17 protein-coding genes are annotated in these 20,493 nt (G+C 45.8%); 13 read left to right on the top strand and 4 right to left on the bottom strand.

The window, feature by feature from the left end; all coding sequences use genetic code 11:
• Positions 1–203: 203 nt before the first annotated feature.
• From TSUB_RS06950 to TSUB_RS06940, 3 genes are read right to left on the bottom strand one after another with little or no spacing between them, the layout of a single operon-like run.
• Complete coding sequence (locus TSUB_RS06950) at positions 204–2,252, bottom strand: putative bifunctional diguanylate cyclase/phosphodiesterase (RefSeq protein WP_087018566.1); 2,049 nt, start codon at positions 2,250–2,252, stop codon at positions 204–206.
• A complete protein-coding gene (locus TSUB_RS06945) occupies positions 2,249–2,770 on the bottom strand; it encodes a YfiR family protein (protein ID WP_087018568.1) in 522 nt (173 codons plus the stop codon). Before TSUB_RS06945 ends, TSUB_RS06950 begins: the two co-directional genes overlap by 4 nt.
• 2 nt (positions 2,771–2,772) lie before the next feature.
• Complete coding sequence (locus tag TSUB_RS06940; protein WP_159064850.1) at positions 2,773–4,809, bottom strand: TonB-dependent receptor plug domain-containing protein; 2,037 nt, start codon at positions 4,807–4,809, stop codon at positions 2,773–2,775.
• 182 nt (positions 4,810–4,991) lie between these two features.
• Between TSUB_RS06940 and TSUB_RS06935 the strand changes: the two genes are divergently transcribed.
• From TSUB_RS06935 to TSUB_RS06910, 6 genes are all read left to right on the top strand, one after another.
• Positions 4,992–5,774, top strand: a complete 783-nt coding sequence (locus TSUB_RS06935) for a ParA family protein (RefSeq protein WP_087018572.1) — start codon at positions 4,992–4,994, stop codon at positions 5,772–5,774.
• 375 nt (positions 5,775–6,149) lie between these two features.
• Positions 6,150–6,971 (top strand): phosphate ABC transporter substrate-binding protein, encoded by an 822-nt coding sequence (locus TSUB_RS06930; protein WP_087018575.1) that lies wholly within the window; start codon positions 6,150–6,152, stop codon positions 6,969–6,971.
• Between the two features lie 76 nt (positions 6,972–7,047).
• Positions 7,048–7,962, top strand: coding sequence for a phosphate ABC transporter permease subunit PstC (gene pstC, locus TSUB_RS06925; protein ID WP_087018577.1), 915 nt, complete (start codon positions 7,048–7,050; stop codon positions 7,960–7,962).
• A gap of 5 nt (positions 7,963–7,967) precedes the next feature.
• On the top strand, positions 7,968–8,813 hold the full coding sequence (pstA, locus tag TSUB_RS06920; RefSeq protein WP_087018579.1) for a phosphate ABC transporter permease PstA: 846 nt from the start codon (positions 7,968–7,970) through the stop codon (positions 8,811–8,813).
• Positions 8,814–8,825: 12 nt separating this feature from the next.
• Positions 8,826–9,575 carry a phosphate ABC transporter ATP-binding protein PstB gene (gene pstB, locus TSUB_RS06915; protein WP_087018581.1) on the top strand — a complete coding sequence of 250 codons (750 nt, stop codon included), beginning with the start codon at positions 8,826–8,828 and terminating at the stop codon, positions 9,573–9,575.
• 473 nt (positions 9,576–10,048) lie between these two features.
• Complete coding sequence (locus TSUB_RS06910; RefSeq protein ID WP_087018583.1) at positions 10,049–10,495, top strand: META domain-containing protein; 447 nt, start codon at positions 10,049–10,051, stop codon at positions 10,493–10,495.
• Positions 10,496–10,503: 8 nt separating this feature from the next.
• Here the strand turns inward: TSUB_RS06910 and TSUB_RS06905 are convergent, their stop codons facing one another.
• A complete protein-coding gene (locus tag TSUB_RS06905; RefSeq protein ID WP_159064851.1) occupies positions 10,504–12,111 on the bottom strand; it encodes a sensor domain-containing diguanylate cyclase in 1,608 nt (535 codons plus the stop codon).
• A 427-nt stretch (positions 12,112–12,538) separates the two neighbouring features.
• Between TSUB_RS06905 and TSUB_RS06900 the strand changes: the two genes are divergently transcribed.
• The 7 genes from TSUB_RS06900 (at position 12,539) to TSUB_RS06870 (ending at position 20,493) form a co-directional block, all read left to right on the top strand.
• Positions 12,539–12,877: a hypothetical protein gene (locus TSUB_RS06900; RefSeq protein WP_087018587.1), complete on the top strand. Its 339-nt coding sequence runs from the start codon at positions 12,539–12,541 to the stop codon at positions 12,875–12,877.
• Positions 12,878–13,125: 248 nt separating this feature from the next.
• The gene (gene lpdA, locus TSUB_RS06895; protein ID WP_087018591.1) at positions 13,126–15,261 is read left to right on the top strand and encodes a dihydrolipoyl dehydrogenase; all 2,136 of its coding nucleotides are present in this window, start codon (positions 13,126–13,128) and stop codon (positions 15,259–15,261) included.
• Between the two features lie 96 nt (positions 15,262–15,357).
• On the top strand, positions 15,358–16,512 hold the full coding sequence (locus TSUB_RS06890) for an ABC transporter substrate-binding protein (RefSeq protein WP_414718367.1): 1,155 nt from the start codon (positions 15,358–15,360) through the stop codon (positions 16,510–16,512).
• A 5-nt stretch (positions 16,513–16,517) separates the two neighbouring features.
• Positions 16,518–18,197: an ABC transporter permease gene (locus TSUB_RS06885; protein ID WP_087018593.1), complete on the top strand. Its 1,680-nt coding sequence runs from the start codon at positions 16,518–16,520 to the stop codon at positions 18,195–18,197.
• Positions 18,163–18,786, top strand: coding sequence for an ATP-binding cassette domain-containing protein (locus TSUB_RS06880; RefSeq protein WP_087018595.1), 624 nt, complete (start codon positions 18,163–18,165; stop codon positions 18,784–18,786). The genes TSUB_RS06885 and TSUB_RS06880 overlap by 35 nt, the downstream gene beginning before the upstream one ends.
• Before the next feature lie 244 nt (positions 18,787–19,030).
• Positions 19,031–19,759 (top strand): arginine ABC transporter ATP-binding protein ArtP, encoded by a 729-nt coding sequence (gene artP, locus TSUB_RS06875; RefSeq protein ID WP_281422930.1) that lies wholly within the window; start codon positions 19,031–19,033, stop codon positions 19,757–19,759.
• Between the two features lie 17 nt (positions 19,760–19,776).
• The gene (locus tag TSUB_RS06870) at positions 19,777–20,493 is read left to right on the top strand and encodes an arginine ABC transporter substrate-binding protein (protein ID WP_087018599.1); all 717 of its coding nucleotides are present in this window, start codon (positions 19,777–19,779) and stop codon (positions 20,491–20,493) included.

Genomic DNA, 20,493 nt, shown 5'->3' with positions numbered 1-20,493 from the left:
CACTTATTTAACTTATATTTCACATCAATAACACGCATAAGAAAAACAACTAAAAACAACAACTTAAACCACTAAGCAACTGAACACATAACAATTTAAGCTAAAGATGGAGAGAAAAAAACTTATTTTACGTGTTACTAACATTAGCGAAAAAACAAATGAATCTGTCGCTTCTATCACACCTTTACAATGAAAAATCGTCATTATCCCTTGCGATTTGTAAGTTTAAGCACGCCCTGTTTTTCACATATAGATACCAGTAAGGCATCGCCAATTATTGGCAATGAGAATAAATAGCCCTGTCCATAATCACAACCCAATCGATTAAGCACATCTATCTGATTTTGTGTTTCAATGCCTTCCGCAACGACGGCAATTCCCAATGCATGAGACATGGTAATAATTGCCTCACAAATTGCACAGTCATCTTGTGAATCAGCAATTGACTCAACAAAAGAGCGATCAATTTTGAGCAAATCAATGTCAAATTTTCTTAAATACGACAACGAAGAGTAACCCGTGCCAAAGTCATCAATCGCGAGCTGTACTCCAAGACGACGTAAACCACTTAATAAGTCTGAGGTACCTTCATCAACATCCATCAGCAACCCTTCAGTGATCTCAATGATCAACGCTCCTTCTGGCAACCTTAGTCGCATGAAGCGCTTAACATAATCATGGTAATCCTCTGGCTTATCGTTGAATTGCACAGGAGAGATATTGACACTGATCGAAAACCAACGGCCAGTGAGCTCATAGAGCTTGCGACAATAGATTGCAGACTGCATAAACACCCAGCGACCAATCTCAGAGATCATGCCGTTTTCTTCAGCATGAGGCACAAACTCATTCGGATAGATGATACCTCGCGTAGGGTGCTGCCAGCGGAGCAATGCCTCGAGTTTCACCCACTCACCCGTTTTCATATCGACAATGGGTTGATAGTGAATTTCAAACTCGCCACGATTTAATGCCAAGCGCAGGTCTTGGGTTAAATTCATTCTAATAGCAGCAACCGCGCCCATCGATGGTTCGTAATAGCCAACTCGGTTTCGCCCCTTCGATTTCGCCACATACATCGCTTCGTCAGCATTTTTTACCAGTAAGTCACTCTCTCGGCCATCTTTAGGATACTCAGCGACGCCCACGCTAACACTGACATACAGATGGCGATTTTGGAGGACAAATGGGGCGAGAAACTGTTGCCTCAAATGCTCACAGCGGAGTCTTAACTCATGTAAGCTCTGATAGCCAAAATGCATGATAACGAATTCATCGCCACCAAGACGTGCGACGATGTCGTCTTTTCCCATTGCCGAAACAAGCCGATTTGCCGTTTCAACTAACAACTGATCACCAGCTTCATGGCCTAAGTTGTCATTTATCGTTTTGAACTTATCTAGATCAATAAAAAGCAACGCAAAAGGCTCACTTCGGCCAATTTGCGTGTAGTAATCCAACTCCGAGATAAACCGAGACCGATTCGCAAGCTTGGTTAACGGGTCAGTATATGCCAGTTGAAAAAGTTTTTGATTTGAAGCTTCTAACTGTTTGGTGCGTTGCGAGACTTGCTCTTCCATCCACTTATCCCGCTGACTGACTTCATCCATCATCGCATTAAAATACTTGGCTAACTCCCCCACCTCATCCCGCGTATCGATCGATGCGCGCTGCATATACTCTCCAGATTCGGATATCCCCTTCACCACCGACGTGAGTCGCTTGATTGGTGAGCTAATAATGTGTTGAATCGTGTAAGAAAAAATAACCGAAACTAAGATGAAGATAAAAAAGACCGCAACCAATACATTTGAAAAGAGCACAAATTGCTCACCAAGATAGTTCTCACTTTTTGCCACAATTAACGTCGCTAGTAACCTACCATCATCATAAAAGAGACGCTGATAGTACTCTGGTAATATCGCGCCACCCTCAACAGGCACAACCGATATCCCAATATCATGAATAACTCGGTTGTTATGATCGACCACCGCGACATAATCAATGGAGTCTAACGCCCTGAGTGAGGACAAGATATCTTGGATTGTGTCAACATCATCAAACAACAATGCGGCTTTTAAACTTGGACTGACCACATCGACAAGACTATTGAGGTTCGCCTCTTCTGAGGCTTTAACGAGCCCAGTTTCGAACATAAAAAAGAGCCAAAGTAATGCGATGACGACCGTGATGAGCGCGCCATTGACTAACATCATTATCTTGGCGGTGACTGACAACCCTCGGCGTCTCATTGCGGCCCCCCTGATACAACCTTACCCAGACGCAACACAGTCGAGCTAATACTCAATCCGGAGGATCTAAGCTCTTGGGGGTTAATTTCAAACCGTACTTTGCTGCCGACAATAACAAAATTGATATGCCCAAGATGTATCGCGAAGTCATCACTTTCTCCAACGATCAACACATTCTCAGGTAGCGGGGTTGTTTTTCTTGCCTCCCACCATTTAACGTCATCTTCAGAAATAAAAACGACATGACACCCTTTAATATCGTCCTTAACTTGATGCAGCGTAATATAACGACCATTCACTTCTCTTTCGCCAAACACACTGTTGGCAATCGAAATAAATGGTGCACTCGGGCTACAAACCTGAATATTCTCTTTCAACTCTTTCAAACGAGAATAGCGAATGAAATTATAGATATACCCCGCTTTAATCTTATATTCACGCTCAGTGACTTCGCTGTCATCAGCGACAGCTATCCCACTCGTTAAGGTCATTGCGAGAAAGAGCAAAAACAACCGCATCACTAAAACCCTATCACGATTGTTCCCATCACATAGGGCTCAATTTCCGATTGATGAATATAGATATCTGATTGCTTCCCGTACTCAAGTCCATCTACAAACACATTCTTGATAAACAACCCGGCACTGACGCGGTCGCTAAAACGATAGTTCCCTCCTAACGACATACTCCAATAGTCATCGGTGCCATAAATATCACTCTCAGATTCATGCGTTAACATTGCGGAAAAGTTGAAGTTTTCAGCAGACAGATAGGTCATCTTCAGCTTAGATTGGACGATATCATCCGACACACCCAATCCGTAGATCTCGCCTAACAGACCACGGTAGTGCATATCCAATAAACTTACGCCTAACTGCAACCGAAAACGTTCAGAAAGGATCTGTGACAGACTCGCTTCGACGCCATAAATATCAAGCTTGCCTCCACCAACAGACTGAAAGCCAATCCTAAGCTGTTCAATGCGGTTTTGAGCACCACTGATATCGCCAATCTGTGCCAGTGTGACGATACTCTCAATCGCTTGCTGATCGATTTCAATATCGAAGTTTGCACTATTTCTATATGTAGAATAGAAAGCTGAAACGTCCAGGAAGGTATCTTGATCTGGATAATATCGATACCCAGCTTCGATATTTTCAGACCGATCAGCATCAAGCTCATTGTTACTTCGAATTACCGCCTTCACCAAGTAATTGTCAACCTTTGACACGCCAGTAGTATAAATAGAAGAAAAAGGCTGTTGCGCCGAATTTACCTCAATCGAATACTCCCCAAATGTCGGTGTTCGTTCCACTTCAGAATAACCAAGCCAGAAACTGTGATTCTGATTAATGTTTTGCAACAACCTGACTGAAGGTTGAAATCCCCAACCGTGATAATTGTTATGTTCTAGCTTTCCCGCAAACAGCAGTTTGGTTGTTTCCCTCACTGCCCACTCAAATTGCAAAAACGCGCCATAAATATCGAGGTTAGTGTCATTTTCTGACAGTGTGACCAATAAGCCATCATCAGTAAGTACATCGTTATGGCGAATATAAGTACCAAAGTCGAGCCGTTTATTATCCCATGAATGATTGTATTGATAGTCGATATCCCATGACTGGTATTTAATATCAATAGCGATTTGAGGGCGATTACTGTATTGATACGAGACCTGAAACTGCTGAGAGGTATAGGGTGACACATTGTGAACAAGACGTGTCATCATCGATAACCCTTCGCCTTCTATCGTCTCAGCAGTCTTAGGTGTATCGAGCCATTGTGTACGCGTCACTTGCGCAATGTCGCTACGTAACAAGCGCGTATGCCATTGCCACTCAAGCTGAGGCGTCAGACTATAATCCCACCGTAGACCCAATGAAGTCACGCGTCCTTCATCATTTGCGTCGTCAGGTCTATTGGCCTTTTCGTGATTAGTCGTGGTGATACCAATACGAAAATTGACGTCATCACCATAGCCTCCGCCATATTTTAACGCCATCGCATAGCCTGGCAGTGAACTCACTGTCACCCGACCTTCTACACCTTGGGTGTCAAAACTGTGCTTAGTAATAATGTTAACGACACCATTGGTGGCATTTGCCCCCCAAAGCATGCCGCCAGTCCCACGAATCACCTCGATTCGCTCTATGGTATCGATGTCGATATCCAACTCTTCCCACGCGATACCGGCGAAAGTCGGATTATAGACATTCTGTCCATCGACCATCACTAACATGCGACTATAAAACTGACTGGCTGCGAACCGCGTTGATATCGCCCAAACATTATTGTCTATCTGCCTGACAAAGACCCCCGGCACCAACTTCAATGCCTCAGGCACACTGCGAATACCATGCAAATGGAGTTCTTCACTATCAATAACATAAACAGAAGCGGCGGTATCTCGCACTGAGGATGCGCGTTTCAATGCGGTTGTCGCCTGAACATCCATCTGCATGAGTGCATCAAGATCTAAAAAGTCATCATCGGCACCAAAAGAGAAACAACTAAAACCCGAAAGAATCAGAGTGTTAAGGCGAAAATGCAGCGTCATTATATACTCCAAGCACATCTCGTGATTACAGTATAGTCTTGAGTGTATGCAAATGAGGCATAAGCAGGGTTATTGATGCTAAGGAGAATTGAATATACCCAACCCACAACTCCACGACATGTGGCTTGCCATAAAGGATTAAGTTGACTATTTTATTAAACCAAACACATAAGGACGTGATAATGAAAAGAGTCATCTTCAATCAAAAAGGCGGTGTTGGAAAATCGAGCATTGCGTGCAACTTAGCCGCTATCTCGGCTCAGCAAGGGCTCAAAACATTATTGATTGATTTAGATGTCCAAGGAAATGCAAGTCACTATCTGGGCTATGACGTAGCGAAAAGCGAGCAGTTGACCATTGCCGATCTTCTCAACCAAACCGCTGGCTGGTTTACAATGGCAACACCCATCTCACGTTTCCCTCAAGCGACAAACGTCGAAAACCTTAGCCTGATACCTTCAAGCTTTAAACTTGATCAAATTGAGAATGAACTAGAGCGACGATACAAAATTTACAAGCTACGAGATGCCATCAACGAATTAGACAAAGAATTCGACTGTATTTATATCGATACCCCGCCTAACTTCAACTTTTACACCAAATCGGCGTTGATTGCTTGTGAGAAACTCTTAATCCCATTCGATTGCGATACTTTCTCTAAACAGGCCTTAGAAATTCTCCTTGCCAATGTCAGTGAGCTGCGTGAAGACCACAACCAGAAGCTCGTTATCGAAGGTATTATCGTCAATATGTTCAACAGCCAAGCCAACCATCCCAAGCAAATCGTCTCAGAAATAGAACTGTTCGGTATTCCCGTCATCAAACCTTTCATTCCTTCCTCAGTCAAAATGAAAGAATCCCATTACCAAAGACAGCCCCTCACAACCTTTGCGCCTAACCATAAATTGACTCAAGCCTTTGTTGCCATTGCTGAAAACTTAAACGAAATCAAAGCAAACGCATAACCAAGATTGTAAAACAGCACAAAACCGAAATAGCCAATAAATAATACACCCATTAATAGTCGCGCTTAAAACGCGCGCGACAAACAATATGAGTAATCTATAAATTACAGTCAGTTAAGACAGAAAATCAGACACTCACCTTGACTCCTAAGGCACTCTCCTAAACAAAAATCGTCTAACCTTCAAGGCAGCAAGAATCATAAATCAAGCACATAGATGCACATAGATGCACATTTTCGACCAAACCTGCCTTTTTTCAACCGTCACACAGTCTTCAAAGAGATGAAACATTACTGTCATATAACTTTCCTAACCTTTGCCTCGTTCATTTAAACAAGCTCATGGCAAATTCGCCGGATGTTAAAGGATATAAAAATGAAAACTAAGGTTATTAGCGCACTAGCACTAGCTGGCTCAATGGTATTCAACGTTGCAGTAGCAAATGAAACAATCTCTGTTGTTGGTTCAAGCTCTGTATCTCCACTGATGGAAGTATTTGGCGAAACTTACACGAAAGTAAATCCAGATGTTTTTGTTGAAGTTCAAGGCCCAGGCTCTTCTGCTGGTGTTCGTGCTGCGAACGACGGTTCTGCTGACCTAGGTATGAGCTCACGTAACCTAAAAGATTCAGAAAAATCTGATGACCTACAAGAAGTCGTTGTTGCACGTGACGGCATCGCGGTTGTTGTTCACAACACCAACACCATCAAAGGCCTAAAGAAAGAAGATATCACTAAGATCTTCAAAGGCGAAATCACTAACTGGAAAGAAGTCGGTGGTGAAGATAAGCCAATCGTAGCGATTACTCGTGACACTGCATCAGGTACACGTGGTGCTTTCGAAGACATCATGAGCCTTAAGCAAGAAATCAACGGTCAAAAAGTCTCTGCTATCTCGCAACGCGCTCAAGTTGCTTCTGGTAACGGCCAGCTGAAGACCATGGTTGCTAACAACCCATTTGCAATCGGCTACATCTCTCTAGGTACTGTTGATGACACATTGACCGCGCTTGAAGTCGATGGCGTATACCCAACAGTTGAAGCGATCAACGCCGGTGATTACGGTGTACAACGTCCATTCCTCGTTCTTTTCAAGAAGTCTCTAATCAATGACGCTTCTCAAAAGTTTGTTAACTGGACACTGACTTCTGACGCACAGAAGCTAGTTGAAGGTAAAGGTTACATCGCTGTTAAATAAGCAACATTTTTACCCGCCCGGATGCATTGCATCACTTTTGGGCGGGTTCTTTGCCTTTTAGGCACTTGGAGTTTTTATGACCATCGCAAGTGACAAAATTGAAAAACTGAAGGACGGCGGTTCACTGCAATCACAAGAAAGCGTTGATTGGCGTGAGTTGTTCTTCAAATACCTTTTCCTTTCGAGTGCTGCACTCGGAATTATCTCGCTCATTCTAATTGGCTACTTCATTTTTCGAGAAGGTTACGCCGCATTCGCGCAAGCTGGTGTTTCAGGCATCGTGCTAGGCCAACAGTGGCTTCCACCAGCACTCTTTGGTATCGCGCCAATGATTGTTGCCTCGCTTGTTTCAACAGCGGGTGCTGTCATCATCGGCGTCCCCGTCGGCGTCCTGACTGCGATTTTCATTGCAGAAGTCGCGCCTAAACGCCTTGCTGACCTTATCCGCCCAGCCGTTGAGTTGCTGGCAGGTATCCCGTCAGTAGTATACGGTTTCTTTGGTTTGGTGATTATTGTCCCGCTCATTCAAGACATTTTTAATGTGCCAGCGGGTAATACGATTCTGGCAGGTATCATTGTGCTTGCGGTTATGATTTTACCTACGGTCATCACCGTTTCTGAGACGTCGATTCGTGCTGTGCCTCGTACCTACAAAGAAGGTTCGCTAGCACTGGGCGCATCACACATGTTCACCATCTTCAAACTGCTCGTCCCTGCCGCTCGCTCCGGCATCATGACAGGCGTTATCCTCGGTATCGCTCGGGCGCTTGGTGAGACGATGGCCATCATCATGGTCATGGGTAACTCCCCTGCAATGCCTGAAGGCATTTTAGACTCAGCTCGTACCCTAACAGCCAACATTGCTATCGAAATGTCTTATGCAACGGGCATTCACGCAAGTGCTCTATACGCAACGGGGATTGTGCTTCTGGTGTTCATCATGTTGTTGAACGGTGCGCTTCTTTACTTAAACCGTGAGCGTGCGAGGTAATCACTATGCTAACTCAACAAATTAAAGACAAGATTTCTCTATCGGTGATCTGGGCTTCGGCGCTTATCACTGTCGGCTTCCTACTTTGGGTTGTTTGGTACATCCTTTCAAATGGTCTCTCTTATGTAAACTGGGAGTTCATTACATCCAATTACACCTCTATTGGTGAGACATCAGGCATCTGGCCAATGATCGTGTCGACGGTCTACATGGTCGCGGCTTCTATCGGTGTCGCTGCACCAATCGGTATCATGACGGCAATCTACTTGACTGAATACGCAAAGGTGGGCAGTAAAGCGGTTAAGATCATCCGTTTCTGTACCGAGTCGCTCGCGGGTATTCCGTCTATCATCTACGGCCTGTTCGGTATGACGTTCTTTGTTGTCGTACTCGGCTTTGGTTACTCTATTTTGTCAGGTGCTTTGACGCTGAGTATCCTCATCTTGCCGGTTATCATCCGGACAACAGAAGAAGCCCTAATGGCCGTTCCACAAACATATCGCGAAGGATCTTACGCACTTGGCGCATCAAAGATCTACACAATCTGGAAGCTGATTTTGCCAAGTGCAATGCCTGGTATCATTACTTCCGTCATCCTTAGTATCGGTCGCGTGATCGGTGAGTCTGCACCTGTCTTTATGACGGCAGGTATGGTTGCTCGTATTCCTGGCAGCCTATTTGACTCTGGTCGAACGCTTACCGTTCACCTGTATAAGCTCACCACAGAGCTTTACACCGTCCACGAGTGGCACATGGCATACGCCACAGCAACTGTTCTAATCGTTGTTGTACTTGTCATTAACCTTGTTACCAAACTGATTGCTTCTCGCTTCAACACTGCGACCTACTAAGAGAATACTAATATGAACAAATTTGATATCGAAAACCTAGACCTTTATTACGGCGAGAACCAAGCACTTAAGCAAATCACGCTACCGATTCCTTCACGTCAAGTGACGGCACTTATCGGCCCTTCAGGCTGTGGTAAGTCAACGCTACTTCGTTGCCTCAATCGAATGAATGACCTCATCGAAGGTGTGAAAATCGAAGGTAAGCTTCACATGGATAACGAAGATATCTACGGCAACATTGACGTCGCACGTCTTCGCATTAAAGTGGGTATGGTTTTCCAAAAGCCCAACCCTTTCCCAATGAGCATCTATGACAACATCGCCTATGGTCTACGTGCGCAAGGCCTAAAAGATAAGAAATATCTGGATGAAGTCGTCGAGAAGTCGCTACGTGGTGCAGCCCTGTGGGATGAAGTTAAAGATCGCCTTAAATCACACGCATTTGGCCTCTCTGGCGGTCAGCAACAGCGTCTGTGTATCGCTCGTACGATTGCAATGCAGCCTGACGTGATCTTGATGGACGAACCGACTTCTGCACTTGACCCAATCGCGACCAAGAAAATTGAAGATTTAATGGAGTCATTAAAACAAGACTTCACCATCGTCATCGTGACTCACTCAATGCAACAAGCGCGACGAATTTCAGACCGTACAGCGTTTTTCTTAATGGGTGAACTGGTTGAGCACGATGACACGCAAAACATCTTCAATAATCCACAAGATGACCGTACGCGTGGCTATGTGAATGGTGACTTCGGTTAATCAACCTCATTGAACCTGTCGTTCAATACTATAACTCCAATAATATAAAGCGATGGTAAACCTTGCCCCCATGTATTAGGGGGCTTTTTTTATTCTCAGCCTCCTCTTCTCCCCTCTGCGTAACCGATCAACGTGCGATCCTTTGTTGAAGGTCTGATACCCTCTCGACACAAGGATAATCAAACGACAAAGGCGAGCTCGCTTAAGGGAACTGTTCAACAATCTAGCGCTCTATATACTCAAACAAACTTTAGAAACGGGTTCAGCGCGAGTTTCTGGGGTTCTCAGCAGAAGATAGAGTGAACGCAGCCGACGTTTATGGTTGTCTTTGAGAACCGAACTCAATCCTGTAACGCCAAGATTGACTCACCGCTGACAAAGTACAAAATGAACTGAACTTAAATAGTGTGATAACACGCTTTCGCATTAAAAGATTAATACGGGCTTTCAGCCTCAACAGGGATTCAATCACAATGACATTAAAATATTGGCTAGTCGGTCTAGGATTACTTAGCATGGTTGGATGCGGTTCCACTTCCGGACAATCTACGCAAGAAATAACAATGGTCACTGCCGCCGATTTACTGCACCACAACTGGCAGTTACTCAGCATTGACGGTGCACCAGTAACAGCAGACCACAAACTGAATACGCCGCGTTTGGAAGTGGGTGAAGCCCTCAATAGCAACGGTTATGCTGGTTGCAATACCTATATGGGAAAAGCGGAACTGAATGACAGCCAATTTCGCATTGAACAGATGATTATGACAATGAAAGCCTGTTCAGAACAATCGATGGCGACTGAAGCCGCCTTTACCAATACTCTCAATGAATGGAGTGAGATATCCATCGAGGGCGATCTATTGATAATTGAGGGCGTTCATAAGCTCGTGCTGCAGCTTGATGACTGGAAGTATTGAAAAAATCACTAGAGTTGTTGGTAGCGATGTGCATCGCTACCAATCTTGGTAATTTCTACTCGATTCCGACCGTTATTCTTGGCCCTATATAAAGCTTTATCAGCCAGTTGAACGAGTTCTTCACGCTGCATGTCTGTGATCTGATGAACTACAACAGCGCCGATACTCACTGATACGTACCCGCCATCTTCGACACTATCATTCGGGATTCTGTCACGACTAAACGCGTCTAAAATACGTCTTGCCACTGGGAAACCATCATTTGTGTTGGGTAAAATGATCCCAAACTCTTCCCCCCCTATACGCGCGAACAGATCACTGGCTCGATTCAAACTGCTGTTAACGCGGTCAACCACCTGTTTAAGACAGTCATCCCCCATCAAATGACCATACTTATCGTTGTAGGCTTTGAAGTGATCTATATCGACTATCATGACGACGAGTGGCGTTTTCTCTCGACGAGACCGATAAAATTCTTGCTCCAAGTACCGATCAAACATCCGGCGATTAGAGATACCCGTCAATGGGTCAGTGTTCGATAGCATTTCTAGTTTGTGATTGAGCGCCCTCAATCGACTCGTCTTGTCCTCAACGGCCACTTCAATCTCTGCCGTGCGTCGCAGTTGGCTACGCCACAACATCGCTGACACACCCAAAAAGCACACCCCCATGGTCAAGACTAAACTCGTCAACTCGTTGTAATGCTGATCGAGATAGCTCTGCATCGGTACAGCTTCCAACGTCCACAACCGATTACCCAGTTGCAATACCGTCGTTTCTCCTCTTACATCCGCAAGATTTGCAGAGGTCAAGCTATAGCTCGAGGGAAACTGGAACAGCACGACGCGATCATCCTTTGATGCGGAGCCATCTAACAAAGATAAATAAAGGTCTTTTTCTTTTGTCTTGTCCAGTGCCGTCAACACGATTTGCTCTAAGTTGATCACAGCAACAAGCAAGCCTTCAAAGCGCGCGCGTCGTTCATCATCTGGGATGATTTCACGGTCGTAAACAGGTAGCGCCAACAGCACCGCGTCAATCTCTCCCGTGCCATGAATCAACGAAATAGGCTGTGACATCTGCAAGGTACCGTTTGTTTTTGCTCGTTCAAGCACATCAGCATGCAGAGGCTCAGAACCAAAATCTAACCCGAGGGCTCGCTTGTTAGTCGCATAAGGTTCGACATAGTGAATGGGGTAATAAAATGGCCGATTGGCGACTTCTTGCGCTTGGCCTTGATCATCGAACTCGATGATCTTGTAGTCGGGATAGAATTGCTGAATATCGTATTCATAGCTTTGTTTTTGCGAAGCTTCAACTTCTGGTACCCACTCGAGCGCCACTAAGCTGGTCTGGCGTGCAAAAAAACCGCGCGAGAACGCTTGAAATTCTTGGACACTCAGCCCTTGATGGAGGAGGAAATACTGGCGAAGCGCATACAAGGCTTCAGCATTTCGGTGCAATTCGTCATAAATCGAAGTTGCTTTATCTTCAACAACGGCTTGAAAATCAGTCGATATACGATACTGCTCCAACCTATTGAGATAAGAATAAAGCCCAAACAGCAAGATACCGCCACACAACAGGTAGCTGAACAACATCTTATGACTATTCACACCTTATCGCTCTCGTTGCTTCACCTTTACACATTAAAGACCAGAAAGTGCGAGCCTGCCAAACAATCACTTGCTCAAATTAATAGCTAAAACTCATGGCTTATTCCCTTGAATATCCGCTATTAACGCTGGCATCAATTTTAAAAATCAACCGATGCCCCTAAAACTTGTGCCCATCATCGAAACCCTCCTCTTTTATACTCAAGCCATGTAAGCTCAACACACATTCTTTAAGATCGTCAATCACTCCACCGATAAACCAACAGTTTCACAATGATCACTAGGCATATTGCATACATACCTTATTACGCTTTGAAATTAGTCGCACTTTTATTAATAACCCTGAGGTAACTGACGCATTACTGACAATTCAAGGAGTTAATCGCTTAGTATCTTGACTTCATTGTTTCCTTTTGAGTAGCGCAAAATGAAATTTGTATCCCCATTTCCAGACCAACAAGACAACTTGTTTAATGATTCCTTCAACAAATGGCCAGTCATCTTCCACTGCCTTGTTTTTTCTGCGCTACTCATTACATTACTCCCATTCCTATTGGAACTACCGATTCTTTCTCGTCCCAACATCGCTTTGGACGCTATTAGTATTTGGACTGCGCTGCATATCCTACTTTTCTTTTGGGGCGTAATCTTAAAAATTAGAGCAAAAACAATGTGGTATCGAAGTTACCACATAGGAAAAAGCCTGCTTTTACTACTTTTACTCACAATCACTGACCTTTTCATCATTGCTGCACTTACCCTATGAAATTTTCCGCTCAATTCGCAGGTCTTCTCTTGTAACCACTCAACGACACTAAATCTGAACGATTTTTAGCCTGTCAGGCATCTTTACGTTTCGTCATGGGAATTTGTCATAACAAACGGCGAAAAAATCCGTTATAGACAAACATCTTATTGGTTTTTGGGTGTAATCTTTTATTAAGTCGTTACAATTCCGTTATCTTTTGGTTGATATGCCGAATCGATACCTCAGTGACGAAACAAGGGAATAAAATGAATACAAAGAAGATTGTCGTCGCCAGCGCCATTGTTGCACTTATCATCGCATGGTTCGCATTTGACTTAGGAAGTTTACTCACACTTGAAAATGCCAAAGTGCAACAAGCGCAGCTAGCGGACTTCATCGCAGCGAATCCGGTTAAGTCAAGCTTGTCATTTTTCTTGATTTACATCGCTGTTACCGCCTTGTCGCTGCCCGGCGCTGCAATAATGACCCTGCTGGCTGGTGCCCTGTTTGGGTTTGTGTGGGGCTTAGTCATTGTCTCTTTTGCAAGTACGATTGGCGCGACGCTCGCCTTTCTTTTCAGCCGCTTCCTACTCCGCGACTGGGTACAACAGCGTTTTGGGGATCGCCTTAGTGCAATAAACCAAGGTATAGAAAAAGAGGGCAACTTCTATCTTTTCACCTTACGACTCATCCCAGTATTCCCCTTTTTCATGGTGAACTTACTATTGGGTTTAACCCCGTTTAAAACCTTTAATTTTTACTGGGTTAGCCAACTAGGGATGTTGGCTGGCACTGCTGTCTATGTCAATGCAGGCACGCAGCTTGCTGAGATAGAAACACTGTCAGGCATTATTTCGGCACCAATATTGTTGTCATTCGTGCTTCTGGGCATCTTTCCTCTCATCGCGAAATCCATCATCAACCGCGTAAAAGCACAAGCCGTTTACCAGCGTTGGCAGAAGCCAAAAAGCTTCGATACCAACATGGTTGTTATCGGTGCGGGTTCAGGTGGACTGGTCTCGGCCTATATTGCCGCAGCAGTAAAAGCAAAAGTCACTCTCATCGAGCGACATAAAATGGGTGGGGACTGCTTAAACACGGGTTGTGTGCCATCGAAAGCCTTGATTCGTGCCGCCCATACGGTCAAAGAGATAAACCGAGCGGGCCAGTTTGGTATTGAAAGCCAGCAGCCCAATGTCGATTTTTCAGCAGTCATGGCACGAGTCCATAACGTGATTGCCAATATCGAGCCTCATGACTCAGTGGAGCGATACACTTCTCTGGGCGTTGACTGCGTTACCGGTGATGCCAACATCCTTTCTCCTTGGGAAGTTGAAGTCAATGGCAAAACCATTACCACACAGAATATCGTCATCGCAACAGGCGCCCGACCTCTAGTCCCTGCGATACCTGGGCTTGATCAAGTTGAGTTTCTTACCTCTGACACTATTTGGTCCCTGAAAACGCAACCAAAACGTTTACTTGTTCTTGGCGGTGGGCCTATCGGTTGTGAGCTCGCTCAGAGCTTTAGTTTACTCGGGACTGATGTCACCTTAGTTGAAATGGCGCCACAGATCTTGATCAGAGAGGATAGTGACGCCGCATCGCTGGCCGCAGAGCACCTCGTTAAAGATGGTGTTAAGCTACTCACGTCTCAAAAGGCAGACCAGTTTGGTCGAGATGATGATGGGCAATATGCGATCCTCATACATGATGGAAAACAAGAAAAAGTCTATTTTGACAAAGTGTTGCTGGCCCTTGGCAGAACCGCAAATGTCCGCGGCTTTGGTCTAGAATCACTCGGGATAGACGTCAACGAGCGCGGTACAGTAGATGTCAATGACTACCTTCAAACCAAATACCCCAATATCTTTGCCGTTGGCGATGTCGCTGGTCCATTCCAGTTAACTCATGCAGCTGCGCATCAGGCTTGGTATGCGGCTGTAAATGGCTTATTTGGTCAGTTTAAGAAATTCAAAACTGACTATCGTGTCCTCCCTGCCGTCACGTATACCGCCCCTGAAGTTGCTCGGGTTGGCCTCAATGAAAAAGAGGCGATAGCACGAGGGATTGAGTATCAAGTTGCAACATATGGCATTGATGATCTAGATAGAGCAATTACTGACGGCGATGATGTCGGTTTTATTAAAGTGCTCACCCCCAAAAACAAAGATACGATTCTCGGCGTCACTATTGTCGGCGCAAAAGCTGGCGATCTCTTAGCGGAGTTTACCCTTGCCATGAAGCACGGCTTGGGCTTGAACAAGATCCTCGGCACGATTCACCCTTACCCAACAATGAGTGAAGCAGTGAAATACACTGCCGGCGTTTGGAAAAAAGCGAACGCCCCAGAAAAACTCCTCGCATGGGTCGCTCGCTATCACGAATGGCGTCGCCAATAATCAGACGAAAGGTCGAGCGTAACCCTCGACCTTCATTGCCGAAGTAAGGCAACAACCAACAAAGTGGAATTGCACGCCTTTTAAGGAGCAAAAAGAATGAAAAATAGCATGATTGTCGCAGCCCTGATGACAGCAAGCTTTTCAGCAGCAGCGATAACGCCTGAGTCGAGCTGGGAAGAGGTACTGAAAGAGGCAGAAGGTCAAACCGTCTATTTCAATGCTTGGGGCGGAAGCCCCCAAATCAATCAGTATTTGCGTTGGGCAAACCAATCTTTGCAAAGTGAGTACAAAGTTACGCTAGAGCATGTAAAAGTGGGTGATATCGCCGAAACGGTTAACCGACTTTTGGCGGAAAAAACGGCAGGGAAACACACTGGCGGCAGTGTCGATATGGTTTGGATCAATGGTGAAAACTTTAAGTCGATGAAACAACACGCCCTCCTTTGGGGGCCATTTGTTACCATGTTACCCAATTGGCAGTATGTCGATAAAAGCCTGCCTATCGATGTCGATTTCACTGAGCCCACTTTGGGTTTAGAGGCGCCTTGGGGCGTGGGTCAACTGGTGTTTATTCATGATACCGAGCGACTAAAAAAGCCACCGCGATCATTCAACGCTTTACTAGACTATGCGCAAGAAAATCCGGGCCGAATCAGTTATCCTCAACCACCCGAATTCCATGGCAGCTCTTTTTTAAAAGCCGCCTTAATCGAGCTTAGTGGTAATGATGAACGTTTGTATAAGCCCGTAAACCATGATGAGTTTGACACGATTTCCGCGCCACTTTGGCAATACCTAGACGCCTTACACAAAGTAGCGTGGCAAAAGGGGCAACGATTCCCAGCAAGCAGCGCTGAAACCAAGCAACTACTCGACGATGGTCAGCTTGATCTTGCGATCACTTTCAACCCCAATGATGCTAACGCCTCGATTGCCGCCGGTTCGTTAACCCCTTCCGCGCATACTTTCGCGTTCGAAAAAGGAGCACTTTCTAATATCCACTTTATGGGGATTCCATGGAATGCCGAGAATGCGGCTGGTGCATTAGTCGCAATCAACTTTTTAATCAGTCCAGAAGCACAGATTCGTAAATCAGACAGTGAGGTTTGGGGGGACCCAGCCATCATTGATACCAGTAAACTAACAGGTGAGACCCAAGGCTTTGATCTCTTCCCATCCTTACCTGAGCCTCATCCAAGTTGGCAAGTCGCTCTGGAAGAGAGCTGGCAACAACGCTACGGAGTGCAATAGTTTTAATGCGTTACACTTGGGTCTACTGGACAGCGATTTCTCTCATCCTTGTCCCACTCCTTCCCGGCTTTGCGGGCATTTTATTGCCCGCCCTGTCTTACATCCCGACCCTTGGCTATACCGAGTTTAGCGTTTCCGGTTTTATCGCCGTATTTGACTGGCACGGCGTTACGCAGTCTATACATGTCACCCTGCTAACAGGAACCGTGAGCACGCTCTTAGCAGTTTGTCTGAGTTTTTTAATTACACGCAACCTTTGGAATAGCCAGCGCTGGCGTCGACTTCAACATCTATTGACGCCAGTCATCGCATTACCACATGCCGCCTTTGCCATCGGTTTCCTATTTCTGTTTTCTCAAACCGGCTGGCTAGCGAGAATAATTGACCCGATCAGCCTCCCCCTACTCACTCAAGATAAATGGGGTATCGGTTTAATCGTTGTGTTGACGGTAAAAGAGGTGCCCTTTCTCTTGCTCATGAGCCTCAGCGTACTGCAGCGTTTAGATGTGAATAAACAGCTGACCGCCGCGCAAAGTCTCGGCTATTCGCCACAACGAGCGTGGCACGCATTGCTCTTTCCGCAGTGGCTTTCACAAATGCGATTGCCGATTTTTGCCGTGCTCGCCTATGGGCTATCGAATGTCGAGCTCGCCTATATCTTAGGGCCCCAACGTCCCCCTACTTTTGCCGTCTTAGTCTGGCAGTGGTTTAACGAACCAAACCTCGATCTCTTTCCGCGAGCGGCCGCAGGTGCCGCTATCTTGTTAGCCATTGGGCTAACAGGTCTCGCTGTTTGGTGGTGCGCAGAACACGCCTATTTGCGGCTTACGCATCACATGCGCTTGAAAGGTAAACGTCACACCCCGATTTTATCTACTTTTGCCTTTCATCGTCTACTTTGGCTCCCCCTGATTGTGCTACCCACCGTGTTAATATGGTCGTTCACTTTCCGTTGGCGCTTTCCCGATGTTTGGCCTAACCAGCTATCATTTAAGTATTGGCAACAAGAAGTTGCCCATATTCTAGAACTGTCATTTAACAGCTTGGCTATTGCGATACCCACCGCGCTATTCGCTCTAATTTTGGTGGTTGCGATACTCCAGTTCCAACGAAAGCGTATCCCCATGGCGCTGATTGCCATCCCTCTAGTGGTACCACATTTATCCGTGCTGTTCGGTATTCAGGTATTCTCCTATTGGATTGACAGCAGCCAACACTGGCTCTGGGTTTATTGGACACATTTTTTGTTTGTGTTTCCCTATCTCTATCTCAGCCTTCGATCCAGTTGGGATAACATCGATCCTCGTATCGAAATGACGGCAATGAGCCTTGGTCTTTCGCCGTGGCAGGCATGGTGGAAAGTGAAGTTTCACTATCTTCTTCCTGCCATCTGTATTGCTTTTGGCGTCGGGATCAGCGTGAGCTTTGCACTCTATTTACCGACTCAGATGTTGGGGGGTGGACGTATTTCAACTATCACAACCGAAGCTGTTGCACTGGTGAGTGGTGGTGACCGTCGTATTACGGCTATTTACGCACTGCTTCAGGCAACACTGCCTCTCATCGTGTTTGGCATCAGCATCTTAGCCCAGCAAAAATCGCAACAACGCTTGATGCCTCCGAAGCGTCACGCGAAACAGGACACTATCTATGCCCTTAGAACTAAAAAGCCTCACTATAAATAGAGACAATCAACGCTTCATTGGTCCTTTCAACCTTCAGGTCAGCCGCGGAGAGGTGCTGACCATTATGGGGCCTTCTGGATGCGGCAAATCCACATTGCTGAGTGCAATTTCCGGCCACATGAGTGAGATTTTCTCCCTGCAAGGCAGCATCATACTCAACATGCGCTTGTTGAATGCGCTCCCCGCCCACAAACGCAGTGTCGGCATGCTGTTTCAAGATGACCTTCTATTCGCTCACCTTTCTGTATGGGAAAACCTTGCACTATCGCTGCCAGATTCGGAGCAAAACCGAAAAAAGAAAGCACTGTCAGTATTAGAAGAGGTTGACCTTATCGATCTCGCGGATGCTCACCCTGACACTATTTCAGGTGGACAGCGTGCCCGTATCAGTGTGCTGCGCGCTCTACTATCAAATCCTGCGGCACTATTACTCGACGAGCCGTTTAGCAAACTGGATAAACCACTAAGAGCCTCTTTCCGCCAGTTTGTCTATGAACGTATCCAACAAGCCAATATTCCTGCGCTGCTGGTGACACACGACATTGACGATGCCCCCACTAACGGCAAGATATTCAATTGGCCAGAATAACCTCCAAGACGCACTTCACCTCCGCCGCACTATTTAAGGGGGGCTCATTGCGTAGTCATTCATTTTTTGTCTGGCTTTCTTGCCAGCCCCACCGAACAAGTCAACAGCAAACCAACAAACCGGCTACAAATCCGCAAAACAGTACAATAAAAAACCAGTCAATCGCAAATATATACATTTTTCTTGCATAAAAACCCATTATTGTTAGTATCCACTTTAACGGTAATTAATGCAGAAAAATGGCATGGGTATTCAAGCAAAACAGATAAACAAGTTCTACGGTGAGCATCAAGTGCTACATGATGTGAACTTTACTTGCCCATCGGGCAGCACGCTTGTGCTTCTTGGCCCCAGTGGTGCTGGTAAAAGTTCTCTGCTACGTATTCTTAATCTCCTTGAGCATGCTCAAGAAGGTGGCCTGACCATTAATGGCGACGAGTATGACTTCACTGTTGGCGTGACAGAAACACAAGGCCAACAGTTACGCGCTAAAGTCGGCATGGTCTTTCAGCAGTACCATCTTTGGCCTCATAAAAATGTGCTGGACAATCTTATCGAAGCGCCCATCAAAGTCTTGGGTAAATCAAAAGATACCGCCATCGCCAAAGCGAAAAGCTTATTGAAGCAACTACAGCTGTCGGACAAAGCAGACGCATGGCCGCTGCAGTTATCAGGCGGACAGCAACAACGTGTCGCCATCGCTCGCGCTTTAATGATGGAGCCAGAAATTCTGCTCTTTGATGAGCCAACAGCGGCACTTGACCCTGAAATCACCAATCAGGTTGTGAACATCATTCACGAACTGAGTAAAACCGGAATTACGCAAGCAATTGTCACCCACGAAGTTGATTTTGCGAAGAAAGTGGCCAGTCATGTGCTCTATCTTGAGCAAGGCCATGTTGTCGAATTTGGTGACCGTTCGGCATTTGTTAACCCTAAAACTCAACAATTTTCAGACTATCTGTCTCACTAAACGCAAGGAGTTTCGCGATGAGAAAAACAGCACTGGCTATGCTAATGGCACTCACAGCAACCGCAGCAAATGCACAGCAAGAGATCAAATTCGTCATGGAAGCGACTTACGCCCCATTTGAATACATGGATGAGAACAACGAAATTCAAGGTTTCGATGTCGACCTCGCTAACGCGCTTTGTGCAGAGCTAAAAGCGAGCTGTTCTTTCCACAACCAAGCATTTGATAGCCTGATCCCTGCATTGCGCTTTAAGCGTTATGATGCCGCTATCTCAGCCATGGACATCACTGAAGCGCGCTTAGAGCAAGTTGCTTTCACCGATGCCTACTATGATAACGCTGCCGCTTTTGTTGCTCTCCAAGACGCAGCAATCGAAGGTAAACGCGTCGGTGTCCAAAATGGTTCAACACACCAAAGCTACCTGCTTGAGCAGATGAAAGGGGTGACACCTGTCCCATACGGCAGCTATCAAGATGCTTTTATTGACCTCCAGAACGGCCGTATTGATGCCATCTTTGGTGACACAGCCGTGGTAGCCGAGTGGTTCCCTAAGAACGACAAGCTGACTTATGTTGGCGACGCAGTCACTGACAAGGCGTACTTTGGTAATGGTTTTGGTATTGCTGTAAATCAAGACAACCAAGCACTCGTCGACCAGCTTAACCAAGCACTCTCGGCCATCAAGGCGAACGGTCAATATCAAGAAATCTTTGATAAGTACTTCGGTAACTAA

The sequence above is a fragment of the Thaumasiovibrio subtropicus genome (assembly GCF_019703835.1).
In the GTDB taxonomy this organism is placed as follows: Bacteria; Pseudomonadota; Gammaproteobacteria; order Enterobacterales; family Vibrionaceae; genus Thaumasiovibrio; species Thaumasiovibrio subtropicus.
Note: the sequence above shows the minus strand (reverse complement) of the source record. Positions and strands in the feature narration are given on the sequence as shown.